25 protein-coding genes and 1 tRNA gene are annotated in these 24621 nt (G+C 68.7%); 16 read left to right on the forward strand and 10 right to left on the reverse strand.

Annotation, left to right across the window (positions count from 1 at the left end; all coding sequences use genetic code 11):
- The first annotated feature begins 31 nt into the window (after positions 1 to 31).
- The 6 genes from AC0VYP_RS23015 (at position 32) to AC0VYP_RS23040 (ending at position 3099) form a co-directional block, all read left to right on the forward strand.
- The gene (locus tag AC0VYP_RS23015; RefSeq protein ID WP_475471796.1) at positions 32 to 763 is read left to right on the forward strand and encodes a type II secretion system F family protein; all 732 of its coding nucleotides are present in this window, start codon (positions 32 to 34) and stop codon (positions 761 to 763) included.
- Between the two features lie 241 nt (positions 764 to 1004).
- Positions 1005 to 1184 carry a DUF4244 domain-containing protein gene (locus AC0VYP_RS23020; RefSeq protein ID WP_475474344.1) on the forward strand — a complete coding sequence of 60 codons (180 nt, stop codon included), beginning with the start codon at positions 1005 to 1007 and terminating at the stop codon, positions 1182 to 1184.
- A gap of 1 nt (position 1185) precedes the next feature.
- Positions 1186 to 1587 carry a TadE family type IV pilus minor pilin gene (locus AC0VYP_RS23025; protein ID WP_475471798.1) on the forward strand — a complete coding sequence of 134 codons (402 nt, stop codon included), beginning with the start codon at positions 1186 to 1188 and terminating at the stop codon, positions 1585 to 1587.
- 92 nt (positions 1588 to 1679) lie between these two features.
- Positions 1680 to 1886 (forward strand): hypothetical protein, encoded by a 207-nt coding sequence (locus AC0VYP_RS23030; RefSeq protein WP_285758234.1) that lies wholly within the window; start codon positions 1680 to 1682, stop codon positions 1884 to 1886.
- On the forward strand, positions 1883 to 2605 hold the full coding sequence (locus AC0VYP_RS23035) for an Rv3654c family TadE-like protein (protein WP_475471800.1): 723 nt from the start codon (positions 1883 to 1885) through the stop codon (positions 2603 to 2605). The genes AC0VYP_RS23030 and AC0VYP_RS23035 overlap by 4 nt, the downstream gene beginning before the upstream one ends.
- Before the next feature lie 308 nt (positions 2606 to 2913).
- Positions 2914 to 3099, forward strand: a complete 186-nt coding sequence (locus AC0VYP_RS23040) for a hypothetical protein (RefSeq protein ID WP_285758232.1) — start codon at positions 2914 to 2916, stop codon at positions 3097 to 3099.
- 129 nt (positions 3100 to 3228) lie between these two features.
- Here AC0VYP_RS23040 and AC0VYP_RS23045 read toward each other — a convergent pair whose 3' ends face one another.
- On the reverse strand, positions 3229 to 5529 hold the full coding sequence (locus AC0VYP_RS23045; RefSeq protein ID WP_475471802.1) for a DEAD/DEAH box helicase: 2301 nt from the start codon (positions 5527 to 5529) through the stop codon (positions 3229 to 3231).
- Between the two features lie 221 nt (positions 5530 to 5750).
- Between AC0VYP_RS23045 and AC0VYP_RS23050 the strand changes: the two genes are divergently transcribed.
- Positions 5751 to 6098 carry an STAS domain-containing protein gene (locus AC0VYP_RS23050; protein ID WP_285758230.1) on the forward strand — a complete coding sequence of 116 codons (348 nt, stop codon included), beginning with the start codon at positions 5751 to 5753 and terminating at the stop codon, positions 6096 to 6098.
- A 17-nt stretch (positions 6099 to 6115) separates the two neighbouring features.
- Positions 6116 to 6664, forward strand: a complete 549-nt coding sequence (locus AC0VYP_RS23055) for an ATP-binding protein (protein ID WP_285758229.1) — start codon at positions 6116 to 6118, stop codon at positions 6662 to 6664.
- A 132-nt stretch (positions 6665 to 6796) separates the two neighbouring features.
- Here AC0VYP_RS23055 and AC0VYP_RS23060 read toward each other — a convergent pair whose 3' ends face one another.
- From AC0VYP_RS23060 to nth, 3 genes are read right to left on the reverse strand one after another with little or no spacing between them, the layout of a single operon-like run.
- Positions 6797 to 7975: a MarP family serine protease gene (locus AC0VYP_RS23060; RefSeq protein WP_285758228.1), complete on the reverse strand. Its 1179-nt coding sequence runs from the start codon at positions 7973 to 7975 to the stop codon at positions 6797 to 6799.
- Between the two features lie 25 nt (positions 7976 to 8000).
- On the reverse strand, positions 8001 to 8660 hold the full coding sequence (locus AC0VYP_RS23065) for an NUDIX hydrolase (protein ID WP_285758227.1): 660 nt from the start codon (positions 8658 to 8660) through the stop codon (positions 8001 to 8003).
- Positions 8657 to 9415, reverse strand: a complete 759-nt coding sequence (gene nth, locus AC0VYP_RS23070) for an endonuclease III (protein WP_475471805.1) — start codon at positions 9413 to 9415, stop codon at positions 8657 to 8659. Before nth ends, AC0VYP_RS23065 begins: the two co-directional genes overlap by 4 nt.
- Positions 9416 to 9674: 259 nt before the next feature.
- On the opposite strand from nth, the gene AC0VYP_RS23075 reads away from it, so the two are divergent.
- Positions 9675 to 10361, forward strand: a complete 687-nt coding sequence (locus tag AC0VYP_RS23075) for a Crp/Fnr family transcriptional regulator (protein ID WP_285758756.1) — start codon at positions 9675 to 9677, stop codon at positions 10359 to 10361.
- Between the two features lie 60 nt (positions 10362 to 10421).
- On the opposite strand, the gene AC0VYP_RS23080 is transcribed toward AC0VYP_RS23075, so the two are convergent.
- From AC0VYP_RS23080 to AC0VYP_RS23095, 4 genes are read right to left on the reverse strand one after another with little or no spacing between them, the layout of a single operon-like run.
- Positions 10422 to 11231, reverse strand: coding sequence for an MBL fold metallo-hydrolase (locus AC0VYP_RS23080; protein WP_475471807.1), 810 nt, complete (start codon positions 11229 to 11231; stop codon positions 10422 to 10424).
- A gap of 35 nt (positions 11232 to 11266) precedes the next feature.
- On the reverse strand, positions 11267 to 12196 hold the full coding sequence (locus tag AC0VYP_RS23085; RefSeq protein ID WP_475471809.1) for an NUDIX hydrolase: 930 nt from the start codon (positions 12194 to 12196) through the stop codon (positions 11267 to 11269).
- Positions 12197 to 12248: 52 nt separating this feature from the next.
- Entirely contained in the window at positions 12249 to 12710 is a 462-nt protein-coding gene (locus AC0VYP_RS23090; RefSeq protein WP_285758222.1) for a RidA family protein, read from the reverse strand.
- Positions 12711 to 12712: 2 nt separating this feature from the next.
- Positions 12713 to 12883 carry a DUF4177 domain-containing protein gene (locus AC0VYP_RS23095; protein ID WP_133739902.1) on the reverse strand — a complete coding sequence of 57 codons (171 nt, stop codon included), beginning with the start codon at positions 12881 to 12883 and terminating at the stop codon, positions 12713 to 12715.
- Positions 12884 to 13009: 126 nt separating this feature from the next.
- Here AC0VYP_RS23095 and bagA point away from each other — a divergent pair, with 126 nt between their 5' ends.
- Complete coding sequence (gene bagA, locus AC0VYP_RS23100; protein ID WP_285758219.1) at positions 13010 to 14038, forward strand: ATPase BagA; 1029 nt, start codon at positions 13010 to 13012, stop codon at positions 14036 to 14038.
- Positions 14038 to 15198: an ATPase BagB gene (gene bagB, locus AC0VYP_RS23105; RefSeq protein ID WP_285758217.1), complete on the forward strand. Its 1161-nt coding sequence runs from the start codon at positions 14038 to 14040 to the stop codon at positions 15196 to 15198. The genes bagA and bagB overlap by 1 nt, the downstream gene beginning before the upstream one ends.
- Positions 15199 to 15212: 14 nt before the next feature.
- Here the strand turns inward: bagB and AC0VYP_RS23110 are convergent, their stop codons facing one another.
- Positions 15213 to 15524 carry a WhiB family transcriptional regulator gene (locus AC0VYP_RS23110; protein ID WP_285758754.1) on the reverse strand — a complete coding sequence of 104 codons (312 nt, stop codon included), beginning with the start codon at positions 15522 to 15524 and terminating at the stop codon, positions 15213 to 15215.
- 453 nt (positions 15525 to 15977) lie between these two features.
- Between AC0VYP_RS23110 and AC0VYP_RS23115 the strand changes: the two genes are divergently transcribed.
- Positions 15978 to 18374 carry a penicillin-binding protein gene (locus AC0VYP_RS23115; RefSeq protein ID WP_475471811.1) on the forward strand — a complete coding sequence of 799 codons (2397 nt, stop codon included), beginning with the start codon at positions 15978 to 15980 and terminating at the stop codon, positions 18372 to 18374.
- Positions 18375 to 18467: 93 nt separating this feature from the next.
- On the opposite strand, the gene AC0VYP_RS23120 is transcribed toward AC0VYP_RS23115, so the two are convergent.
- A complete protein-coding gene (locus AC0VYP_RS23120) occupies positions 18468 to 18920 on the reverse strand; it encodes a GatB/YqeY domain-containing protein (RefSeq protein ID WP_285758213.1) in 453 nt (150 codons plus the stop codon).
- Between the two features lie 153 nt (positions 18921 to 19073).
- On the opposite strand from AC0VYP_RS23120, the gene AC0VYP_RS23125 reads away from it, so the two are divergent.
- The 4 genes from AC0VYP_RS23125 to AC0VYP_RS23140 all read left to right on the forward strand — a co-directional run bounded on the left by AC0VYP_RS23125 (position 19074) and on the right by AC0VYP_RS23140 (position 24507).
- Positions 19074 to 20009 (forward strand): metallophosphoesterase, encoded by a 936-nt coding sequence (locus AC0VYP_RS23125; protein ID WP_285758211.1) that lies wholly within the window; start codon positions 19074 to 19076, stop codon positions 20007 to 20009.
- Between the two features lie 126 nt (positions 20010 to 20135).
- Positions 20136 to 20212: transfer RNA gene (locus AC0VYP_RS23130), tRNA-Pro, on the forward strand.
- A gap of 325 nt (positions 20213 to 20537) precedes the next feature.
- Entirely contained in the window at positions 20538 to 22061 is a 1524-nt protein-coding gene (locus AC0VYP_RS23135) for a hypothetical protein (RefSeq protein ID WP_475471813.1), read from the forward strand.
- Complete coding sequence (locus AC0VYP_RS23140; protein ID WP_475471814.1) at positions 22054 to 24507, forward strand: hypothetical protein; 2454 nt, start codon at positions 22054 to 22056, stop codon at positions 24505 to 24507. The genes AC0VYP_RS23135 and AC0VYP_RS23140 overlap by 8 nt, the downstream gene beginning before the upstream one ends.
- Positions 24508 to 24621: the final 114 nt, after the last annotated feature.

Raw genomic sequence — 24621 nt, forward strand, 5'->3', positions numbered from 1 at the left:
GGGCGCGGCCCGCCTGGACGAGGGGGCCCTGATGACCGTCTTCGACGCTGTGATCATCGGATGTGCCGGTCTGGCCGGTTTCTTGCTGGCGGATCGGGGCCGCTCAACCGCCGAGCGCCGACTCGCCATGCTGGGAGGGCCCCCGATCCGGTCAACGCGACGTCGCATTCCGGGGGCTGCGATACGCATACTCGTCTCAGCAGTTCCCACCGCCACGCTGTGCCTGCTTCTCGGGGCGGGGCCGGGCCTGCTTCCAGGACTGTTCCTGGGGGCGCTGACGTGGTGGAAGCTGGGGCGAGCGCCCTCCCCCTCGCCCTCGGCTCCTCGGACGGCGAGTCTGCCCATCGTGGTGGATCTGCTGGTCGCCGCACTGCGTGCCGGTTCCGATTCCACGCAGGCGTTGGAAGCCGTCGCGGAATCGGTCGGCGGTTCACTGGGAGAGGTACTGGGCGGCGTGGCACACCGGCTCCGGCTCGGTGCGGAACCCGCCGACGCATGGAACGAATTGCACGGCCCGCCGGAACTGACTGCGCTTGGCCGCGCCGTGGCGCGAGCGAGCCGAACCGGTGCCCCCTTGGCGGACGTCCTCGAACTGCACGCGGCCGACTGCCGCCGCACCGTTCGGGTCAACGTGCTGACGCGGTCCCAACGGGTGGGGGTTGCCGTGGTCGGACCACTCGGCCTGTGCTTTCTTCCGGCATTCGTACTGATCGGTGTCGTGCCACTGGCTGCCGGCCTGATCGTTGACCTCGTCTCGGGCTGAGGCCCGGCTGCACGGCCACGTGTGACCCCTCCATCACCCCGGCCCGGACAGCGGGGGAACCCCCGTGAGCATGCCGCCAGCAGCGCGGAGGCGACCGACACGCCCCTGCTGCTCCTGAACCGAGTTATCCACAGAAATCAAATTCCTTCCTCCGACACCGCGCATCCGGCGCACCCTGGTTGTCAAGGCCCTACCAGCCACCCCCGCTTGGAGGCATTCCTTGTCTGCCGTCACCGTTCTTTTGCACCGGCTACTCCTCCCCGTTCGCACCCGCGAGCGCGGAATGGCAACCGCCGAATATGCACTGGCCACGGTCACAGCCTGTGCGTTCGCCGCGGTTCTGTACCTCATCCTCACCAGCTCCGAGGTCCGTGACACCCTGACCACCCTGGTCACCGGCGCCCTACAGGTCGGGGGCTGAGGTGTACCGCCGCCCACACGGACCGGCGGTCTCCGGGCACCGTCCGCCCGGAGACCGCCCCGGACGGGAACGCGGAACGGTCACCGCAGAGATCGCGGTGTCCCTGCCCTGCCTGGTCTTCGTCCTGGGAGTCGCGATCGCCGCGGTGCATGCCGCGGCCGTGCACCTCACATGCGTTGACGCCGCCAGGATCGGTGCCCGCGCGCTGGCACGGGGCGACGCCGAACCCGTGATTCACACGCTCGTCGCCTCGCTGGCCCCCGAGCACGCGCAGATCGCCCTCTCCCGGAACGGAGAAACCGTCGAGGTGTCGGTCACCGCCCCGGTGCACATCATTCCCGGCCTACCGGCTCCGGCCAGCGCGGTTGGCACAGCGGTCGTACCAACCGAGCCCGGGCGGTGAGAAGCGGCGTGTGCAACGACGCACCGGCTCGTTCCGCCCGGCCTGTCCGTCCAGTCCTCCCTGTCCGCACCGCACCGTTGAGGAATCCCCCAATGCGACGCAACCAGCTGTCCCCTTTCGACGATCCGCACTACCAGCGCCCGTTGTGCGAGGTTCTGCGACGAGGCATCCGGATACGGATACGCCCGTACCGGGTCGTCCTGAGGATGTTCCTGCGCCACCCTGTCCGAATGCTGCGGCAGGCCACCGGAATCGGGGTGCTGCGTCGTCGGGCGGCTCGTCCCTCGGAAAGACGGTGAGAAGGCTCAGCGGCGTCTCGTGCGACAACGGCTCCGGCACCGTCTGGGTCCTGACGCTGTGCGCGTTGCTCTGGTTCTCCGCGCTGTCCTCGGTCGCGCTACTGAGTGTGCGCACCGACCGCCATCGAGCGGTCGCCGCGGCCGATCTCGCGGCGATCGCCGGCGCGGGAGCAGCCGCACGAGGGGCGGCCTCGGCCTGCGCCCGGGCCCAAAGCACCGCTGAAGCCAACGACGCACGCCTGACCGACTGCACCCTGTCCTCGCTCACGGTGACCGTCGAGGTGGCAGTGGCGGTCCGGCTATGGCCCCGCCACCGGGTATCGGCCACAGCTCGCGCCGGCCCAGTGGATACAGCCGCTGGGCAATCACGTTTACCCACCGCTAAAGCCTTCGCCTGCTCCTTCAACGAACCGCTCCCCCGGCGCAGTCCGGCCCTGCGCCCTCACGGACACCGATCGGAGTCACCATGCCCCTCTCGATCCGCGCCCGCCGACTGGCGGCAACCGCCACCACAGTCACCGTCCTCTTCTGCTGCTGCGCCTTCACCGTCTCCGACCCAAGCGGCCGCATCACCGTCGGGAAGGACAGGATCTCGGTCAGTACCGAGGACGGCCGTTCGGTGGAACTGTCCCGCTCCTCGCTCAGGGGCGGGGACCCCCGTCACGAAGACGCCTCCGCCCAACCGGAACGTCCCCGTCCACCGATCGTGCGGGACGTAGAAGGCCCCACCCCGATTCCGTCACGGAGCACAGCGGCTACTGCCGACCCCCCGCATCGCACAGCGTCCGCGGCTCCTGTCCCCCACACGACCCCGTCCCGTGCGACCGACGAGGCCGGCGCATCCCGGGCCGGCCCACCCCCTTCCCAACAGGCGGATGCGTCCCCCTCCGGAACCGGTTCCTCCGCTTCTCCCGCAGCCCGCATCACCCCCTCGCCTCCGCCCGCCCTCAGCACCCCCTCCGCCCACCCCCCGGGCATCGGCCACGGAGCCGCTCCAAGAGACGCTCCAGCACCCCATAAGGAATCCATGGCCGGGGTGCGCTACGGGTACCTTCCACCGGCAGAGCCGGCCGCCACCGCGCTCACCATCGCGGGAACCGTCTCCTCATGGGCACTGCTGGCGGCAGCCTGTCTCTTCCTGGCCCTGCGGCTCAGCATCGGGCTACCGCGTTTCCCTCCCCGGTACCGGGGCCGGCGCAGGGCCCGGGGATGACTGATCGGTTCAGGCGGCCGGCCCGAGAAGCCGGGCCCGACAACACCGCCTGCGAGCATACGAAAAGCATCCGCCGGCTTCACCAGGACCGCCAGAACATCGACGCACGCCGCCCCTACCGCCGGACAACTACCCGCCGGCCTTCCCCTGTCCTTCGAGCAGCACATCCAGCAGACGCAACGCACCCGGTTTACTCAACGGCTCGTTACCGTTGCCGCATTTGGGCGACTGGATGCACGACGGGCAGCCTTCGGAGCACTCGCAGCCGGCAATGGCGGCGCGCGTCGCGCCCAGCCAGGCGCGCGCCGCCGCATACCCCCGTTCCGCGAATCCGGCCCCGCCCTCATGGCCGTCGTAGACGAAGACCGTGAGCAGGCCGGTGTCCGCGTGCAGGGCGGTGGACACACCGCCGATATCCCAGCGGTCACAGGTGGCGAACAACGGGAGCAGACCGATCGCGGCGTGTTCGGCGGCGTGGGCGGCACCACGCAATTCCACCCCCTCGGCCAGGAGCTTCTCCTCCGTCTCCCGGCCGACCGTCCACCACACGGCCCGGGTGTGCAGGATGCGCTCGGGCAGTTCCAGCGGTTGCTCCCCCAACACGGAGCCGGTCCGGATGTCGCGTTTGAGGTAGGCCACCACTTCTCGACCCACCCGTACCTCTCCGAAACTGACGTTGGCCGCACCCCAGGTCTCCGTACGCAGAGTCGCGCGGATCTCGATCTCGGTGACCTCGCGGGCCCAGGTGCTGTACTCGGGATTCTCGGCACGCACCAGCGCGACCCCGTCCTCCAGATCGAGCCCGTCCACCACGTAGGTGAGTCCCTGGTGCAGGTAGACCGCGCCGTCGTGAACACTGGAGTGGGAAGCGGCCTCGTCGATGGTGCCCAACAGCTGTCCTGTACCGGTCTCCACGATCTGGACGGGCGGACCGCCCGATCCCCGAATATCGGCGAGGTCGGACGCACGGTCACGGCGCGTCCAGAACCATCCCCTGGGGCGTCTCCGCAACAGTGCGCGGTTGACCAGGTCGGCCAGGACGCCCTCCGTTGCGGGCCCGAAAATTTCCAGGTCGTCGGACGTGAGCGGAAGCTCGGACGCCGCCGCGCACAGGTGGGGACCGAGGACGTAGGGGTTGTCCGGATCCAGCACGGTCGCCTCGACCGGCTGCCCGAAGACGGCATCGGGATGGTGCACCAGATAGGTGTCCAGCGGATCGTCACGGGCGATGAAGACCGCGAGGGCGTCCGCGCCGCCGCGTCCGGCCCGTCCGGCCTGCTGCCACAAGGAAGCCCGTGTCCCCGGCCACCCGGTCAGCAGCACGGCGTCGAGTCCCGTGACGTCAACCCCGAGCTCCAGCGCGTTGGTGCTGGCCAGCCCCAGCAGTTCCCCGGAGCGAAGAGCGGCCTCCAACGCGCGCCGGTCAGTGGAGAGATAGCCACCGCGGTAGGCAGCGACCCGATCGACCAGGTCGTGGGCCTTGGCATCCACCAGTGCGCGCTGGGCCGACATCGCCACCAGTTCCGCGCCCTGCCTGGAGCGCACGAACGCCAGCGTGCGCACCCCCTCACGAGCGAATGAGGCGAGCAGGTCGGCGGCCTCCGCGGTGGCGGTGCGGCGCACCGGCGCGCCTTTCTCCCCCGTTTCCCCGGTCAACTCCGGCTCGACCAAGGCGAAGCTCAGTGCGGGACGGGGTGAAGCATCACTGGTCACCGCGGTGACCGGCAGTCCGGTGAGGCGTCGGGCGCTTTCGGCGGGAGCCGCCGCGGTCGCCGACGCCAGAATGAATACCGGCTCGGAGCGGTAGCGGGCGCAGACCCGCCTGAGCCGGCGCAGGATCTGTGCCACGTGCGAGCCGAACACGCCCCGGTAATGGTGTGTCTCGTCCACCACCACGTAGCGCAATCGTCGCAGGAAGCCGGACCAGGCACCGTGGCGGGCCAGGATGCCCCGGTGCAGCATATCGGGATTGGTGAGCACGTAGTTGGCGTGCGCCCGAACCCAGGACCGCGCCTCCCCTGCGGTGTCCCCGTCGTACGTGGCCGCGCGCATTCCTGGCAGCGCCAGGTCTGCCACACCCCGGAGCTGGTCTGCGGCAAGGGCTTTCGTGGGTGAGAGATAGAGCACGGTATGCCCATCGGCGACCGCGGTCGCGCACGGCAGAAGGAACGCCGCCGACTTTCCGGAGGCGGTGCCGGTGGCTATGATCACGTTGTCGCCCGCGTGGGCGAGGTTCGCCGCATCCACCTGGTGTGTCCAGGGAGCGGTCACCCCTGCCTCGACCATTCGCTCCACAAGTGAGGTCTCCGCCCAATCGGGCCAGTCCTCGCTCACCCCGGGGCGGCGCGGCAGGCGCTGCACATGTGTCACTCGCGAGGGGCGGGTATGGTCACGCCACAACCGTTGGAGGAGTGGTTCCCAGCGGTTCACCCCGAACACCCTTTCACCCGGTGCGCGCACTCGTCTCCCAGAAACGGCGGCTGATGGACAACGGTTTCAGTCTCGCACCTGGGGGAAGACCAGCGCGGTGGCGTGATTTTCTTGTGCACAGCACGCAGACAGCAAGGCCAGGCGTGGTTGAATGCCGCCCTGTGGGGTAACGCCCGGCAGAGATCACTCGCGTTTTTTCGCGGTTCGGCGCTGGAGGACTAGTGGATTTGAAGCTTGATCACTACACCGAGAACGACACCGAGATCGTTGTCGTCGAAGGTGAAATCGATGTCTACACCGCGCCGCGGCTGCGTGAACTGCTCATCGACCTGGTCAACAAGGGCAACTTCCACCTCGTGGTGAACATGGAGAAGGTGGAGTTCCTCGACTCGACGGGCCTCGGTGTGCTCGTGGGCGGCCTCAAGCGGGTCCGCGCGCACGACGGCACCCTTGACCTGGTGTGCACCCAGGAGCGGATTCTCAAGATCTTCCGCATCACCGGTCTCACCAAAGTCTTCGGCATTTACGAGTCGGTGCAGGACGCCATCGACAACCGTAAGTCGAAGTAGTCACGTAAGCACGAGCGATGGCAATCGTCCAGCTCACCATCAGTGCGCTGCCCGCACATGTCCGTACCGCGCGACTCATGGCCACGGCCGTCGCGCGGCGCGCGGGCATCGCTGAGTCAACCCTCGATGAGGTTCGTCTGGCGGTCGGGGAAGCATGCTCACGCGCGGTGGAAGCCCACCGCGCGCACTGCCCCGAGCAGCCGATCCAGCTGGAACTGATCGACAGTGCCGGCCCTCCCCCCGGTGGGTCACGGCCGGGCTCGGTCACCGACCGGGTGAACGGCAGCGGTTCGGGCCGGTTCGAGGTAGTGGTCTCCGACCGGGCTCCCGCCAAGGAGCCCACGGACACCGCGCTCCTGGACGGCTTGACCGGCGACTCGCACGCCTACCTCGGTGTGCACACCCCCGCGGGTGGCGTCTCCGGCCTCTCTCCGGATGTCGGCCTGGCCGTCATCCTGGGGCTCGCCGACGAGGTCGCCATCGAGCCGGGCGACATCGGCACAGTGGTCCGTATGAGCTGGCCACTGGGCGGTCCCGACCCCGAGGACGGCAACAGCATCGTCTAGAACGGGTCTTCATCCCAACAAGCGGGCGCTTCCCCCCGGAGGCGCCCGTTGTCGTGTCCGGCCCTGCCCCGAACGGGACCGGGCCGGACGGGCCCACCTGCACGACCGACCTGCCCAGGAGTACGGGAAGGATCAGTCGCACTTCTGCGTGGACACCGGCGCGGTCGCGCTGCTGCCGGCCGCCGCGTTCGCCGCGACCTCGTCAGCGGTGAGGACGTAGCCGGTCTCCTGGTCGTTGGTCGCCGCGGCGAAGACGACGCCGTAGACGGTGCCCTCGGGCGAGAGCAACGGACCACCGGAGTTGCCCGGCTGGACCACCGCACGCACCTGGTAGATCTCCCGGCTGACCTGCTGGGAGTGGTAGAAGTCGGGCCCCTGCGCGGTTTGCTGGGCGCGGATGCGGGCCGGTACGACGGTGAACCCGTTGTTGCGCGGGAAGCCGGCCACCACCGCGTCGTCGCCCTTCTGGGCGGCGGACTCGAACTCCAGGGGGGTCAGTCCCAGGCCCGGGGCGTCCAGAACCGCGATGTCCTGCTGGGGGTCGTAGAGCACGACCGTGGCGGGGATACGTCGTCCGTCCCTGGTCACCACCCGCAGGTCCTCTTGGACACCCGCGACGACGTGGGCGTTGGTCATGATCCGGTCCTCGGCGTAAACGAAACCGGTCCCCTCCACCCTGCGCTGGCAGGACGGAGCGGTGCCCAGCACCTTGACGACGCTCTGGCTCGCGGAGCGCAGCTCGCTGGTGGTCAGCGCGGCCGGGTCGGGCTCGGCGACCTCCGCCGGTTCGCTGGACCCCAGACCACTGAAGACCTGGGGGAACGCACTCTGGTCCACGATTTTGCGGAAAGTGGCGAACCACATGTGCGTGGAGTCGGGCATGACGGAGTCCACCGCGTGCAGCACCCGGGAGTTCTGCACCTGGGTGGTGACGAAGGGGATCGCGGAGTTGGCGACCGCGCTACCGATCAGCCAGGTGACGAGCAGGACCGAGAGGCCGCTCACCACTGCGCCGCCCATCGCGTCCACGACCCGGGCGGAGTCCCACGTGACCCGGTTGCGGATCAACGCCCCCAGGTAGGAGGCCAGGAACTGGCCCAGTGCAGCGGACAGGAAGACCACCGAAATGGCCAGTAGTGCCTGTTGTGTGGGGTCGTTCACGAGCATCTGGATCAAGGCCGGAGCACCGAGCGCGGCGAGCACTCCGCCACCGATGAAGCCGGCGAAGCTCAGCACCCCGACGATGAAGCCCTGCCGGTACCCAGACACGGCGAAGACCACAACGAGTACGCCGAGGATCGCGTCTAGCACGCCCTCTCCAATCCCGTTGATGCTTTCAGGGGGTGGTTCTGTCGCCGTCGGCTCCGACCAGGGTAAGCACGTCAAGCAACTCGTCGGCCCCGCCTGCCGGCCATGGCCGTTCCCATCCGCCCAATACAAGCAGTTGACTGAGTATTCCTGCGGTAAAGCCCCATACCAGCATTCCTTGGACCCGGAACGCGGGACCGGTGGAGCCATCGGGGTGGCGCGTGCGCAACCGGTTGGCCGGATCGGCGAGTTCGGCAATGGGAACCCGTGCCACCGAGGCGACTTCCCCCACGTCCACCGGACGCACCTCGGAGGGGGTGTGCCACCAGCCCATGACGGGAGTGACCCGAAAACCCGTGCGGTGGATGTAGAGCTCGGGGAGGCTCCCGAGGACGTGCACCCCTGCGCGGACCGCGCCGGTCTCCTCCTCGGCCTCGCGCAGCGCGCACTCCAGCGCCCCGGAATCGGCCGGGTCGATCGCGCCGCCCGGGAACGCGGGCTGGCCGGAGTGGCGCCGCAGCCCGGTGTTGCGCTGGATGAGCAGGACGTCAGGCCCCTCCTCGCCCTCACCGAACAGCACCAGGACGGCCGAGTCCCGGCCCCCGACGGCCGGGGGGCGCAGGACCTTCGGCACCGGCATCGTGCGCGCGGCCTCGTACAACGAGGTGATCCAGTCCGGCGGGATCATGAGAACGGCCCCGGCCGCACGAGGGCCTCAGCGGTCTCGGGCTCCACCGGTCCCTCTCCGTAGGAAGGGCAGAGCTTGGCCACCCCGCACGCCCCGCAGGCGGGCCGACGGGCGTGGCAGACGCGTCGCCCGTGCCAGACGAGTCGGTGCGACAGCATCGTCCAGTCCCCGGCCGGAAACAACGCGGCGATCTCGTGTTCGACCTTCACCGGATCGGTCGCGTCGGTCATCTTGAACCGCCGGACCAACCGGCCGAAGTGGGTGTCCACAGTGATGCCCGGGACTCCGAACGCATTGCCCAGCACCACGTTGGCGGTCTTGCGTCCGACCCCGGGCAGGCGCACGAGGTCGTCGAGGCGTCCGGGCACCTCGCCGTCGTGTTCGGCGCACAACCGCTGCCCCAGTCCGATGATGCTGTTGGCCTTGGCCCGGTAGAAACCGGTGGAGTGGATGATCTTCTCCAACTCCGTGCGGTCGGCGCCGGCGTAGTCGGCTGCGTCGCGATAGCGCGCGAACAAGGTCGGAGTGACCTTGTTGACGCGTTTGTCGGTGCATTGGGCAGAGAGAATGGTGGCGACCAGGAGTTCCAGCGGGTCGGTGAAATCAAGCTCACAGTGCGCATCGGGATAGAGCAGGGCCAATTCCCGGTTGATTCGTCGGGAACGTCGCACTAGTGCGAGACGCGTCTCACCCGTTGGGGTGGCGCGCTCCACGGAAGCGGGCGTGGCGGGGGCTTCGGGTACGTCACGGGGCACGCTGCCCAGCCTACGGACCCCGTCGGCAAATCGGTCCCGTGCGGCCGGTCCTGCCCGCTGACACATCCCATCGTTGGGTTGTCCGGCGCCAACGGCGGGCCTAGCGGGCATAGGAACCCTGGAACAATTAGGATCATGAGGGCTGACGTCGGCTGTGACGGGCGTGATCGTCCACCGGACGGCAAACCGAGATAACGAGCCGGTTTCACAGGTGGTGCGATATGCGTCACACTGTTGACGGTCAGGCTGCAAGGAGGAACTGGTGGACGAAACCAACGAGGTGCTGAGCAAGGCACCCCTGTTCGAGGCGCTTGACGAGGACGGCTCCGCCGCACTGCGCGCCACGATCAGCGAGGTGCGGCTGGGTCGAGGGCAGACCCTGTTCTCCGAGGGCGACGAGGGCGACCGCCTGTACGTGATCCTCGCCGGGAAGGTGAAACTCACCCGGACGGCGGTCGACGGCCGCGAGAATCTGCTCGGCGTTCTCGGCCCGGGCGAGATGTTCGGCGAGCTGTCACTGTTCGACCCACGCCCGCGTACGGCCAGCGCTGTGGCGGTGACCGACGCAATCCTGGCCGGACTGGGCCATGACGATCTGCGCCCCTTCATCTCCCAGCAGCCGGAGGTGGCCGTTCACCTTCTGAAGTCGCTGGCGACCCGACTGCGCAGGACCAACGACGTGATGGCCGACCTCGTCTTCACCGACGTTCCCGGCCGCGTCGCCAAGGCGCTGCTGGATCTCGCCGAGCGCTTCGGCAAGGAGGGCGAGGACGGCCTGCACGTCCATCACGACCTCACCCAGGAAGAACTCGCCCAGCTGGTCGGCGCCTCCCGGGAGACGGTGAACAAGGCCCTGGCCGAGTTCGCACTGCGCGGATGGCTGCGCATCGAGGCCAAGGCCGTCGTGCTGCTCGACATCGAGCGGATGCGTCGCCGGGCTCGTTGAGCACCGCACACGATTGACCGGGCCCGGCCTTCTGGCCGGGCCCGTCGTCGTCGGGAGGTGCTAGTGCGCCAACACCGCGGCCGGCACGTCGCCACGCTCGACCAGATAACGCAGCTGTGCGCGCACGGACGACGCAGCAGCGTCCAGGACCGCCTCGTCCACCTCCGCGTACACCCGGGCCACGATCTCCGCTGTGGAGCCGTCTCCGGCCGCTACAGCGTCGAGGATCTGCCCCAGCCGCTCCTCGCGGTGCCTGATGTAGGCGTTGAGCTTGGTGAGCGGCTCCGTGCAGATCGGACCGTGTCCTGGCAGCAGGGCACGCACATCGGCCGCGGCCACCAGGTCGCGCAGCCGCGCCAGCGAGCCCAGGTACTCACCGAGGTCCCCGTCGTCTGCGATCACCGTCGTCCCGCGGCCCAGCACCGTGTCCCCGGTGAGCACTACGTCGTCGGCCGGCAGGTGGAAACCGACGGAGTCACGGGTGTGCCCGGGCAGCAGCAGGGCACGCAGTTCCAGACCGTTGACCTCGATGACCTCGTCGTCGGTGAACTCCGCTCCTCCGATGCGCTGCGCCGGATCGACGGCGCGTACCGGGGAACCGGTGAGCTCGGAGAAGTAGCGTGCTCCCTCGGAATGATCGGGGTGCTGGTGGGTGAGCAGCGTGGTGGTCACCTGTGCCCCCTGTTCCTGCACCATGCGGGCCACCCGTTCCAGGTGCCGCTCGTGGTGCGGGCCCGGATCGACCACGATGACGCCCCTGGCACCGGGCTCGCGCAGGACCCAGGTATTGGTGCCTTCGAGTGTCATCGGCCCCGGATTGGGACACAGGACACAGCTCGCGCGCAGGGTTCCGGAACCGTCGATCCTCATCGCACCTCACTTGGCGACGTCACAACTGCTGGGGGTCAGAGCGGGTAGTCGATACCGTCGGGAACGATCAGCGTGATCCGGCCGTCCACCTCACGGAGTTCGGGCAGGATCGGGACGATCCGGCGTTTGGCGGCCAGGACCGACTGCGGTGTGGCACAGGCGGCGAGATCGTTGAGGCCGGCGACAGTAGGCGGCAACATGGCAAGCCCGCCGGCGCGCCAGGCGCGCACTGCCTCTTCGGGGCGCATCCAGGCGACCCGGTCGGCCTCCCCGCCGACGTCACGGGTCTGTTGGCCCTGCGGCAGCAGTGCGGCGAAGAACCGGGTGTCGAAACGGCGCGGCTCGACCTCGGGGGTGATCCACTGCGACCACTCGCGCAGCAGGTCGGAGCGCAGGACCAGACCGCGGCGGTCGAGGAACTCGGAGAACGCCAGCGAGTGGTTGACGAGGGCGCGGCGATCGACCTCCCAGTCGTCACCGCGGGTGTCGGCCACGACTTCGCCGCCGGACGGCCCGGCCAGCAACACCCCCGATTCCTCGAAGGTCTCGCGCACCGCGGCGCAGACCAGCGCACGGGCCAGTGGTTCGGCCACGTCGAGCCTGCGGGCCCACTCCCCCGGCGGGGGGCCGGCCCAACGGATCGTGTGGTCGGTGTCGCGCTCGTTGACCGAGCCGCCGGGAAAGACGTAGGCACCGGGGGCGAAAGGCATCGAGGGGGCCCGCCGCAGCAGATACACCTCAAGTGGGTTCTCGTCGTTCCCGCGTACCAACATCACGGTGGCCGCGTCGCGGGCGGGGACCGGATCGACCCGGCCGGCGATGACATCACGGACCCGGGCGGAGACCGCGTCCCCGCCGCCGAGGTGGCGGGCCGCCGCACCGGGCGGCCCGCTGAGGTTGACGGTGAGCGCTTCGGTGCCCGGGGGGCGCGCCCCTCGCTGGCCTTGCGGAAGATTCGCTGGCACGGACGCCCTCCCGGGTCTTATGCGCTTATGGAGCGGTTCACCCGCCGAACGGCTATGCGACCTCGACGATGAGCTCGACCTCGACGGGTGCGTCCAGCGGAAGCACCGCCACACCCACCGCGCTTCGAGCGTGCACCCCGGCTTCCCCGAAGACCTCGCCCAAGAGCTCGCTGGCGCCGTTGATCACCAGGGGCTGCCCGGTGAAGGACGGATCGCTGGCCACGAAACCGACGACCTTCACGACGCGCTTGACCCGGGACAGCTCACCGAGCTCGGCTTTGACCGCCGCGATGGCGTTCAACGCGCACAGCGCGGCCAGCTCCTTGGCGCGCTCCGGCGTCACCTGGGCTCCGACCTTGCCGGTGTCGGCGAGCGTCCCGGACACCATCGGCAGTTGCCCCGAGGTGTAGACGTAGTCGCCGCTGCGCACGCTGGGCACGTAGGCGGCGACCGGCTTGGCGACCTCCGGAATCGCGTGTCCGAGGCCCGCGAGACGCTCCTCGGGAGTCCCCATCGTCACTTCTCCCGCTTGAGGTAGGCGACCAACTGCTGGTTGCGCGGGTCACCGTCCACAGAGGGACCGGGGATCACCGAAACGAGCTCCCAACCATCCTCTCCCCAGTTGTCCAGAATCTGCTTGGTCGCGTGCGACAACAGCGGCACGGTCGCGTACTCCCACTTCGTCATGAGCGCAACCTTACCGAGTGCCCCCGCCGCTTTCCCGACCGACCGACCACTCCGCCGCGGAGCGCGCCCCGCCAAGAGGAGGGTGTGGCCGAAGGTCCTACAGCCGTCACGCATAAAATCCGTTGCGTGAGTGCACGTGATCGCGATTGGGACGGGGTACGCCTCCACGTCGTCACGGGCAAGGGGGGCACCGGCAAGACGACGCTGGCGGCGTCACTGGCCCTGGCGCTGGCCTCGGGCGGCAAGAAGGTGCTGCTGGTCGAGGTGGAGGGACGCCAAGGCATCGCACAGCTGTTCCGCTGCCCTGCGCTGCCCTACGAGGAGCGCAGGGTCGCCACCGCCGTGGGCGGTGGCGACGTGCACGCTTTGGCGGTGGACGCGGAGGCGGCCCTCCTGGACTACCTGGAGATGTTCTACGGGATGCGCCGCGCGGGGCAGGCGCTGACCAGGTTCGGGGTGGTGGACTTCGCCACCACCATCGCGCCCGGCATGCGCGACGTCCTGTTGACCGGCAAGGCCACCGAAGCCGTACGCCGCCGGGCCAGGACAAGGAAGGACCGCGGCGCACGACGCGACACCGCCAAGGCACCGTTCGTCTACGACGCTGTGGTCCTCGACGCCCCGCCCACCGGCCGCATCGCGCAGTTCTTGAACGTCAACGCCGAAGTGGCGGGGCTGGCCAGAGTGGGGCCGATCCGCAACCACGCCGACCGGGTCATGGAGGTCATCCGCTCCCCCGAGACCAGGGTGCACTTCGTCACGATCCTGGAGGAGATGCCGGTGCAGGAGTGTCTGGACGGGATCGCGCAGGTGAGCGAAGTGGGACTGGGGATCGGAGGGATCATGGTCAACATGGTTCGCGATCCTCTGCTGCCTCCCGGGGCGCTGGCTGCCGCGGCCGAGCAACACGTTGACACCGAGGCACTTGCCCAAGGGCTCAAGTCGGCCGGGCTGAAGGACGCAGGACAGTTGGCCGGTGCCCTCTCCGGGGAACTCGTCGAGCACGCACGCCGGGTCCGTATGGAAGCCGAGGTGCGCGAGCGCCTGAACGAGGCGGCCCGACCGTGCTACGAACTGCCGCTCATCACCGGCGATCTCGACCTCCCGGGGCTGCACCGGCTGGCCGGGGTGTTGCGGGAGCAGGGGGCCGCGTGATGGCGGACGCCCGGACACCGCCCTTCGACGTGGACGCGCTGTTGGACGACCCTGCGACCCGGATCGTGGTGTGCTGCGGCTCCGGCGGGGTGGGGAAGACCACGACGGCCGCGGCACTGGGACTGCGTGCCGCGGAGCGCGGCCGGCACACCGTGGTGATCACGGTGGACCCTGCACGCCGCCTCGCCCAGTCGCTGGGGTTGACCGAATTGGACAACACCCCTCGACCGGTTCCCCTGGAGGCCACGGCCAAGGGATCGCTGCACGCCATGATGCTGGACATGAAGCGCACCTTCGACGAGATCGTCGAAGCGCACGCCGACCCTGAGCGGGCCGCGCAGATCCTGGCCAACCCCTTCTACCAATCGCTGTCGTCGAGTTTCTCGGGGACGCAGGAGTACATGGCGATGGAGAAGCTCGGGCAGCTGCGCAGGCGCGACGAGTGGGACCTGATCATCGTGGACACTCCACCGAGCCGATCCGCGTTGGACTTTCTGGACGCGCCGAAAAGGCTCGGACGGTTCCTGGACGGCCGACTCATCAAGTTCCTGGGCGCGCCGGCCAAGACCGGGGGCCGCGCTTTCCGGCTCCTGGGCGCGGGACTCGGCATGGTCACCGGAGTGATCGGCAAGGTTCTCGGCGCGCAACTGCTCAAGGACGTACAGACCTTCGTGACGGCCTTCGACGCGGTCTTCGGCGGGTTCCAGGAGCGCGCCGACCAGACCTACCGGCTGCTCCAGGCACCGGGAACAGCGTTCATCGTCGTCGCGATCCCCGAGAGCGACGCGCTGCGGGAGGCGTCCTACTTCGTGGAGCGGCTGGCCGCCGAACGAATGCCGCTCGCCGGAATGGTGCTGAACCGCACCCACCGTTCGTCGGTGCCCCTGCTGTCGGCGGAACAAAGCGAGGCCGCGGCCCAATCGCTGGAACGGTCCGGGGACAACCCGTTGGCGGCAGCTGCGCTGCGACTGCACACCGAGCGCGTCCGGTTGCAGGCGCGGGAGTCGCAGATGCGGCAACGCTTCAGCGCGGCGCATCCCGCGATCGGGCTTACCGAAGTCCCGGCCCGCCCCGAGGACATCCACGATTTGGCCGGTTTGCGCCAAATCGGCGAATCGCTGGCGGACACCGCGGCCCCCGGCTGCGACCAGGGGGCTTGAGCGGGGAGACCCGTTCAGCCGGCCAGGAGCGTCTCGATACCGGTGGCTTCGTCTCCACGGTGTTCGCGGCGGGCCCCGTCCAGCAGCTTCCACCAGGAGGTAACCTCAGGACGACGGCGCAGCAGCGCGCGCCGCTGGCGTTCGGTGGTGCCTCCCCAGATACCGAACTCGACGCGGTTGTCCAACGCGTCGGCCAGGCACTCGGTGCGCACGGGGCAGCCCCGGCAGATGCGACTGGCACGTTTTTGTGCGGCCCCCCGCACGAAGAGCGCGTCGGGGTCGGCCTTGCGGCACACGGCCTCGGTGGTCCAGTCCGTGATCCGCATCTGCCCCACTCCCACGATCATCACGCGCCTCCGACGACCGCGCGATGGCACTGCGTCGTCGGGTCTGACGCCACGGCCGTTTGGAAAGGTACGGTCGCGGCAGGTGGACCACCAGGGCGTGGTCCACTCATCGGAGGTACTGCTCCTTACGTCTTTGCTGGTGAAGAAACTACGGGCCGCCGCCTGCGGCCAACAGGCCCCATTCGGCCCATTTCCGGCGTAGTCCGGTTGGGCCATCCCCGTTAGGGGCAACAGACCGCTCCGACCCCACTGAGGGTGACGAGTCGTCGGTACGAGGCCGTCTCCTGAGGAGACGGCGATCATGAAAAGATGACCCTCAGGTTGATGGTTTATGACACAGCCGAAAAGGAGAGCAAGCACGCTCTCCCCCGGCGGTTCGGGACTGGATTCCTTGCGGTCAACACGTAGTCTGGACGGGTGGGTCAGGGGACATTGCTGCAGAAAATCGGTCAGCTGCTCGGCGTGGGCATTGTTGCGGGCGTACTCGTAGCCGCACTCGCCCTACCAGCGATGGGAGGGTTGGGCATCACTGCGCGCAATGTCGCGACAGGCTTCTTGAACATGCCCAGTGAGCTCGAAACCCCGCCTCCCCCGCAGCGCTCGGTCATCTACGACGTCGAGGGCGGCGTGATCGCCGAGATCTACGACCGCAACCGCGAACTGGTCAAGGTCAACGACGTCGCGCCGGTCATGCGCGACGCCATCATCTCCACCGAGGACAGCCGGTTCTACGAGCACGGCGGCCTCGACATCTCCGGCACGTTCCGCGCCGCACTGCGCACGGTGAGCGGCAGCACCCAGGGCGGTTCCTCACTCACCCAGCAGTACGTCAAGAACGTACTGATCGAGGGCACCACCTCCGAGGCCGCACAGGCCGAGGCCCGCGAGACCACGCTGTCGCGCAAGGTCCGGGAGCTGCGCTACGCGGTCTCCCTCGAAGAGAAGATGTCCAAGGACGAGATCCTCGAGGGCTACCTCAACATCGCCTACTTCGGCGACGGCGCCTACGGAGCCGAGTCCGCAGCCCAGCACTTCTTCAGCAAGCCCGCCAGCGAGCTCAACCTCGGTGAGGCCGCCACACTGGCCGGACTCGTGCGCTATCCCGAGCTCTACAACCCGAGGCTCAACCCCGAGCAGGCCACGGAGCGCCGCGACGTCGTGCTGGACCGCATGGTCAACACCGAGTCGATCACGCAGGAGGAGGCCGACGAGTTCAAGGGCACCGAGCTGAAACTGGACATCAGCACGCAGAGCAACGGCTGCGTACCCAGCAAGCAGCCGTTCTTCTGCGACTACGTGATCCAGGAGATCGAGAAGAGCGACAAGTTCGGCGAGACCGAGACCGAGCGCGCCCGCTGGCTGCGCACGGCCGGCCTGCAGATCCACACGACCCTCGACCCCGACATGCAGGCCGCCGGGCAGAAGGCCGTGGACAAGTGGGTGCCGCGCAAGAACGAGTCGCGCAAGGTCGCCGCCGAGGTCTTCCTGGAGCCCGGCACCGGCCAGATCCGGGTGATGGCCCAAAGCCGCAACTACGGTCCCGACGAAAGCAAGATCGGCGAGACCTCGATCAACTTCGCCACCAACGCCGACCGCGGTGGAAGCAGCGGTTTCCAGGCCGGATCGACCTTCAAGGCGATCACGCTGGCCGCGGCCCTCGACCAGGGGATGCCCTACAGCACGTCCTTCACCTCCGGCAGCAGCACCACCATCACCGGCCAGAAGAACTGCAACGGCGCCCCGCTCGCATCGTGGAGCCTCAGCAACTCCAGCGAGAGCAAGGGGGCGACGACCCACAACATGGTCTCGGGCACCAAGGCGTCGGCCAACACCTACTTCGCCCATTTGCAGAAGCGCGTGGGACTGTGCAACGTCATCAAGATGGCGGAGAAGCTCGGGGTCACCCGCGCCGACGGCCAGAGCTATGACAACGACAACACCCAGAGCAACAACTCCTTCACCCTCGGCAGCGAAGAAGTCTCGCCGATGAGCGTGGCCAACGCCTACGCCACCTTCGCTGCGCGGGGCGTCTACTGCAAGCCGCAGGCCATCACCAAGATCGACGACCGCCAGTCCGGCAAGACCATCGAGTTGGACAGCGACTGCGAGCGTCGGATCTCCAAGGAGACCGCCGACGGAGTGAACTACCTGCTCCAGCAGACCTTCAACGGCGGCACGGCCTCCAGCCTCGGAATCGGCCGTCCGGTCGCGGGCAAGACCGGCACCACCGACGGCTCCGCCAGCGCCTGGTTCGCCGGCTACACCCCCAACCTCGCGGGCGCGGTGTTCGTGGGCGACCCCCGCGGCCCCAACCAGCACCCCCTGCGCAACATCACCCTGGGCGGACGCTACTTCGGCACGGTCTACGGCGCGACCATTCCGGGACCGATCTGGCGCGAGACCATGCAGGGGTCCATCGACAAGCTGGACGCGGACAACTTCTCCCGATCGCCGTCGCGGTTCGGCTCCACCTCCGAGCCGGCCCCGCCCGCCCCCGAGCCCTCGCCCGCGGCGGCGCAGCCCACGAGCGACCAGGGGGGCGTGCCCAACGTGGTCGGGCAACAGCGCGACTCGGCCGTGGCGGCACTGGAGGCGGCCGGGTACCGGGTGAACGTGTCCGAGACCCCGATTCGCTCCGACCAGGCCCAGGGCACGGTCGCGGCGGTGAACCCCAACCCCGGCACCCGGCTGCCGGAAGGCGCTGCCGTCAACGTCTTCCTGAGCAACGGCGGCGGAGGCGACACCGCGGCCGGCTTCCCGGGGGCGGGTACCCCGTGGACGCACGGGCGTGAACCCGACGTCGTTCCGGTGATGCTGCCCATGTTCTAGGACGCGGACAGCCTGTACGACGCCCGGGGCGGGTCAACCACATGGTTGACCCGCCCCGGGCGTTCGTCGTGGGAGACGCGATGCTCCGGCGGCTCAGGCCAGTTGCCTGCGCACCTCGGCCGCGACCCGGCCTCCCTCGGCGCGGCCGGCGATCTTGGGGTTGACGACCTTCATGACCTTGCCCATGTCACCGGCGCCCGCGGCCCCCGTCTCGGCGATGGCCTCGGTCACGAACGCGGCCAGTTCGTCGTCGCCCAACTGCGCGGGAAGGTAACCGGCCAACACCTCGCCCTCGGCGCGCTCGGCAGCGGCCTTCTCGGGACGGTCGCCCTGGTCGAACGCCGTTGCTGCCTCCTTGCGCTTCTTGGCCTCGCGGGCGATCACCTTGACGACGTCGTCGTCGCTGAGCTCACGGGCGGACGTACCGGCGACCTCCTCGTTGGAGATCGCGGTGAGCACCATGCGCAGGGTCCGGGTCCGTACGTCGTCACGCGCCTTCATGGCGGTGGTGAGGTCGGATTTCAGGCGGGACTTGAATTCGGCCATGCAAGCGATCATAGGGTTTCCCGGTGGCGGGCGCGGAGCGATTATTTCCTCCGAACCGCTGCGCCACAGCACGTCCGTGAATTCCGGACAGTTTCTTCCACCGGTTTCAGCTCAACCGTCTCGGGGGTTCCGCCGGTCTGGCACGATCGTGGCATGACAGGTGCGCGGCCTTCGGGCAGGACGGGAAAGACGCTGCGGACGATCGGTCGCGCGGCGGCGGTCACCGGTGCGGTGGGGGTGGCGGGGCTCGCCTACGCTTCCGTCATCGAACGGAACTGGTTTCGGTTGCGACGCTACGAAATACCGATCCTCGCCCCGGGAAGCGACCGGGTACGGGTGCTGCACCTGTCGGACGCACACCTGACACCGGGACGCAGGATGCTGATGGACTGGATCCGCGGCCTGGACGCCTACGAACCCGACCTCGTGGTGAACACCGGCGATTCGTTGGCCAGCGCCGATTCCGTCGCACCGTTCATCGATGCCCTCGGCCCCCTGCTGGACCGGCCCGGACTGTTCGTCTACGGCTCCAACGACCTGTTCTCGCCCCAGTTGAAGAACCCGGCGCGCTACCTGTGGCGGAGCAGCAAGACCGACTACAACAAGCGCACCGTCCCCGACCTGCCCTGGCGGGATTTGGGCGCGGCGATGTCGGACGCGGGCTGGCTGGACCTGAACAACCACAAGGGGCACGTCAAGGCGGGCACCGCGAACATCGCGGTCGCCGGGATCCACGACTCCCACATCAAGCTGGACCGCTACGAGAAGGTCGCCGGGCCGGCCGACCGCACCGCGGACCTGCGTCTGGGCGTGATGCACTCCCCGGAGCCCGCCAACATCGACCGCTTCACCGCAGACGGCTACGACCTGCTGTTGGCCGGGCACACCCACGGCGGTCAGATCTGTATGCCGTTCTACGGCACCCTGGTCACGAACTGCGGGATCGACCGCCGCCGCGCCTGGGGGCTGAGCCGTAACGGCGCCTCGTGGCTGCACGTCTCGGGAGGGTTGGGCACCTCCCCCTACGCCCCCGTGCGGTTCTGCTGCCGTCCGGAGGCCTCCCTCCTGGACCTCGTGGCCGCGCCCTGATCCTCGGTTCGGGTGGTGTGCCCCTTCGCCCCGGGGCAGTACAGCGGGCACACCGCCTTCTCACCGGCGCCACGAAATCCATGTACGAACGGCCCCGGGAGTCAGCTAGACTTAGCAACGTTGCTTCGGGGTGTAGCGCAGCTTGGTAGCGCGCTTCGTTCGGGACGAAGAGGTCGTGGGTTCAAATCCCGCCACCCCGACCAGCCAAAACGCCGGTTCCACTGGAACCGGCGTTTTGCATTGGGGGACCGAATAGGGGGCCACGCGCACTCAGACCGGCCTTGATGCCACCAAGTGTGCACCAAGACACATTTAGGGTGGCGCTGTCCGCTCCAGCAGGGGAACATTTACTCATGTTGCTCGCTTACGTTGACGAGTCGGGGAATACCGGTTGTGGAGAAACGCGTACGGGTGCGCCAGATGCGAAGGAATGGCGCACGACAATGGTGGTACCGCCCGAACCGGGAAGTCAACTCGCGTACTCAGTAAGAGTCACCAACCGGTTTCCGGTTGGCTCTTTCCGGTCCGATGGCTGAGCAGATAGGCACCCCAGGACTGCGCGGAACCGCCTTGGGGCGTGTAGAGGGACCCGGCTGGAGCCGCCCCGGACTGGACGTCGCCGCGGGCCGTTATCCGCTCTCGGTGGAGCGGCATGTGGGGCGCATGGTCGATCACCTGGTGCCAGGGGTGACCACGTTGACTCCGCATGCGCGTTACTACGCTCTGCACGGGCTGGTCGCGGCGCAAGCCGACGCGGAAGACCTGACGGTCCCGGCCGCCCAGACTCTGCTGCGCCGCGCGGAAGTGGCGTTGGCCGCCGTGTCGTTCGCGCATCATCCGCAGGCTCTGGAGTGGCTGCCGCGTGCTCATGGGGTCGATGCCCTTGCCCGGCGGCTGCACTCCGGGTCGGTCACCATGTCCGAAGCAGAGGCCCCGGGCAAGAACGGTTACGTGGGCAACTCGTGGGGGTTCTGGGCACCGTACGCCAGATCCGAGGTCGCGCTCGGCATCCTCGGTGCAGGGCCCATGCCGGTTCCCGGACCGCGGCTTGAGACCGCAGCACTACGAGCCGGACTGGGCGGGTTGCTCGAACTGGCCGCAGAAGACACGCTGAACGTGGATGATCTCGCCCCTTTCGGGGACCGGCTGTGCGTGTGCGTGGGCGGTGAGCATCCTGACGGGGCGTGGCTGGCGAATCTTCTGTGCGAGCCCGGTGCACCGGCCGAAGCAGGCCTCCGCTCGGCAACACGACGACAGACGATTCAGCTTCTGACTCGTGTGGTCGCCACACATCCCGTCCGGTATTTCACCCGCGATATCGGCCACGTGCTCGCTTTCGGTGACTTCCTGACCACCGATCCTGTGACCAGCAACATCGAAGCGGCCGGGGCCTGGCGCGGAGTGGTGCTGCGCAACTACTCCGTCGGAGCGTGGCGCCGCCTGTGGTCCTGGCTCGTGGAGCAGGTTGACGGGCTGGTGCCGATTGAGGAAGTGGCCGACCGCTTCGCCGCGGAGCTTCCCGACATGACGGTGGACGCGTTCCTGTCCTCCCTTCCCGCGACGAAGAGCACGACCGGAGCGCCGTTGCCCGCCGAGCACGACCTGCGATGGGCGGGTGATTCCTTGCCCCTCGTCGAACTGCGGGTGCTCGCCACCAGTGCCCGTCGGGTGGACGAACTCACCGGTCGGGTCCGGGACGCGTTTCTGGGCCAGCGCGGTGTCGAGCTCGGCCCGGAATGGGTCCAGCGGCGGCTTGACGAGGCGCGGCCCATGAAACTGCGCGATGTCGCCCGCCGACTCACCTACGACCTGGTGGCGCGGTCGCAGCGGATCGCGCTGGCCAAGGCCCGCAGACGCGCTGACGGCACACTGTGGTTACCGACCCGGCTGCACGAACGGGGCGGGCTACTGTACCGGACGAGCCAAGAGGGGCGCGGGGACGTCGGGCTACGGCTGGACCAGCTCGGGACCGTTCTAGCCACCTGCGGCGTACTGCACTACCACGACCAGCACTGGTCGGTGACCAGTAGCGGGAGGGCTCTCGTTGACTGAGACCGCACCAGCGCCGGGAGTGGTGGAGCCACCAACCGCTTTCGCCTCCCCGTTGACCCTCATCCTCGACGAGGAGCGCACGGGCGGGCGGAGCCTGGAGGAAGCACTCTTCCTCAGCTTCACCGCCGATCTCGGATTCTTCGAGGAGGTCGCCCTCGGCGTCACCCAGGCCACCGGCGCACGCGTCACCGTGGCGGGGGACGTCTCCATGACCCGGAACGACCCCCGCTCCGTCCGGCGGGCTGGCCGCAGCTACCTGGCAGGTCTGGCGTACGCCCACGGTCCCGCGTTCCATCCCAAGCTGATAGTCCTCGTCGGACCGGAGCACGCCACCATCGCTCTCGGCTCCGGCAACACCACGCTGGCCGGGTGGCAGGCCAACGCCGAACTGTGGACGGTTCTGCGGGTGGACGGCGAGCAGAGTCCCACCGCGGTTCCGGAACTGTCGGCATGGCTGCGCGCCCTCCCGGAAAAGGTGAGGTTCTCCGCCGGAGTGCCCCAGGCGCTGGGTCGGGTCGCAGCACTGCTGGACCGGCTCCACCGCGACAGGACACCCACCGCGCCACAGGTCCGCGTCGTCAGCAGTCTGCGTTCGCCGATCATCGATCAGCTGCCGCAGGGGCCCGTCAACGAACTGGCCGTGTTCGCGCCCTTCTACGACCGGCGCTCGATGGCACTGCGGCGGCTGCTCGAACGATTCCGTCCGAGTCGGTTCACCCTCGCCTACCAGCCCGGGCTCAGCGATCTCGACGGTCCGTCGGTCGCCGCTCTGGTAAAGAAGTACGACGGGCGCGTCATCAGCGACAACGGCCAGCGTTACCGCCACGGGAAACTGGTCGAGTGGGTCTCCGCAGGGCAGCGTTGGGCCCTGACCGGCAGCCCGAACCTCTCCACCGCGGCCCTGCTGCTTTCCCAGAGCGATGGCGGCAACTGCGAACTCGGCGTCATCACCCCCATCACCGCCACCCTCCTCCCGGACGGCACCGACGAGCCCGCCGCCCGGCTGCACGGGGCCCTGCCTCTTCCCCGCCCTGTCGCCGGCAGGGGGCCGCTGCTGCTCGGTGCTCTACGCGTATCGGACGGCCTGGAGATCAGCATGGCCCGGCCTCTGCCCGACACCGCTCGCCTGGAGTTGTCTCAGGCGGCAGCACCACCGGAGTCATGGGAGCGCATCGCCGAAATCCCATCCGGACAAGTCACGCGGACGGTGACGGCTCCTGCTGATGCGGGCAGCCGTGTGCGCCTGGTCGCAGTCAACAGCGACGGCGTCCCGAGCTTGGGCAACATCGTGTTCGTCGTCAACCCTGACCGCGCCCTGCGCCGAATCACCCCGACCCAGTCCCAGGCCCCCACGACACGGCCACCCGACCTGTTCACGGATCCCCGGCTCGCCGAACGATTCCTGGGCGACCTGGGAAGCCTCCGTACGGGACCGACCCCCACCCCAGCGGGCGTATCCGCGAGCAGCAGCAATGGCGGTGCGGCCACGACGGCCCCACTGGACGGCGACGAGGACGGCTGGGAGCGCTATCTGGACGAATGCGCCGGACGCGTCGGACATACGCTCACGCACTTCGCGCTGGGGCTACCCCTGCCCACCGACATCAGCACGCCCTTTCAGGACCTGCTGCCCGTCTCCTGGGACGAGCGGTTCATCGATGACATCGAAGCCGCCCTCGACGATGACGACGCGGAGGCCGTGGCAGCAGAGCACGCCCCCGAGGCAGCCGGCGCGGAAGCGAGTAGCACCGCCACCCTGCCCGACCTCCGGGAGGCTGACCAGGAAGTCCGCCGTAGATACCGGCGCTGGGTGGAGCGCCTCGTCGCCCTCGCTCCCCACCTGGGACCACCAGAGCGCATGCTCATCGTCCGGTTGACCCTGTGGACCGTCGCGGCGGGCGCTTGGCCGCCGGCTCACACCGACTGGGTGCCACTGCTCTCCCAGGCCATCCGTGCACTGGACCGAAACGACCTCCCCGAGCGGATCGAGCCCCAGGTCGGCAGCCTCGCAGCAGTCGCCCTCGCCGTACTCCGAAGCCACGCCCCACGCTACAAAATCACCCCTGAGACACTCGCCTTCAACGAAGCCTCCCAGGCAGTCGGCCACCTACTTCCCGCAGCGGATTCCGCGTACGTCACGGAGTACACGACGCTGCTCGACACAGCTTTCGGCCCGGCTGTCGACCAGACCGCCGTGTTCGATGTCGCGTCGGACGTCGTCCAGGGCGATCCCCTCGCCGACGCCGTATGGTCCCTCGCCGAGAAGGGGCGTGACGTACACCGCCACGGACGACTCCTCCTCCATGTCACCGGCAGCTCCAGCAACCCCGCGCTGGCGGCACTCGAAGCAGTGGGCGCCGCCGAGGATACGCCCCTGGTCGGGGCCTGGGCCGACTCGGGCTCGGAGTCCGGCGGGGGAGGTTGGGCGCTGGTTGTCTGGCGTTGACCCGACCTCATCGTGGTCGATGCCCGCCGGCTGACTCCCCTCTGGCGGCATTACCGGCTCACCGGACTTGTGGGCCCCCGAGCTCTTGCCGCACAGCGCAGCTTCGAATCCGCT

The organism is Nocardiopsis sp. iso_186, from assembly GCF_056173365.1.

Excerpts from the sequence above, each read along its gene's own strand:
- AC0VYP_RS23080 (WP_475471807.1), bottom strand. The coding sequence starts at position 11,231 with ATGAGGATCGACGGTTCCGGAACCCTGCGCGCGAGCTGTGTCCTGTGT.
- AC0VYP_RS23110 (WP_285758754.1), bottom strand. The coding sequence starts at position 15,524 with ATGCGGATCACGGACTGGACCACCGAGGCCGTGTGCCGCAAGGCCGAC.
- AC0VYP_RS23120 (WP_285758213.1), bottom strand. The coding sequence starts at position 18,920 with ATGGCCGAATTCAAGTCCCGCCTGAAATCCGACCTCACCACCGCCATG.
- AC0VYP_RS23055 (WP_285758229.1), top strand. The coding sequence starts at position 6,116 with ATGGCAATCGTCCAGCTCACCATCAGTGCGCTGCCCGCACATGTCCGT.
- AC0VYP_RS23030 (WP_285758234.1), top strand. The coding sequence starts at position 1,680 with ATGCGACGCAACCAGCTGTCCCCTTTCGACGATCCGCACTACCAGCGC.
- AC0VYP_RS23125 (WP_285758211.1), top strand. The coding sequence starts at position 19,074 with ATGACAGGTGCGCGGCCTTCGGGCAGGACGGGAAAGACGCTGCGGACG.
- AC0VYP_RS23065 (WP_285758227.1), bottom strand. The coding sequence starts at position 8,660 with ATGATCCCGCCGGACTGGATCACCTCGTTGTACGAGGCCGCGCGCACG.
- bagB (WP_285758217.1), top strand. The coding sequence starts at position 14,038 with ATGGCGGACGCCCGGACACCGCCCTTCGACGTGGACGCGCTGTTGGAC.
- AC0VYP_RS23040 (WP_285758232.1), top strand. The coding sequence starts at position 2,914 with ATGGCCGGGGTGCGCTACGGGTACCTTCCACCGGCAGAGCCGGCCGCC.
- AC0VYP_RS23095 (WP_133739902.1), bottom strand. The coding sequence starts at position 12,883 with ATGACGAAGTGGGAGTACGCGACCGTGCCGCTGTTGTCGCACGCGACC.
- AC0VYP_RS23090 (WP_285758222.1), bottom strand. The coding sequence starts at position 12,710 with ATGGGGACTCCCGAGGAGCGTCTCGCGGGCCTCGGACACGCGATTCCG.
- AC0VYP_RS23015 (WP_475471796.1), top strand. The coding sequence starts at position 32 with ATGACCGTCTTCGACGCTGTGATCATCGGATGTGCCGGTCTGGCCGGT.
- AC0VYP_RS23135 (WP_475471813.1), top strand. The coding sequence starts at position 20,538 with ATGGCTGAGCAGATAGGCACCCCAGGACTGCGCGGAACCGCCTTGGGG.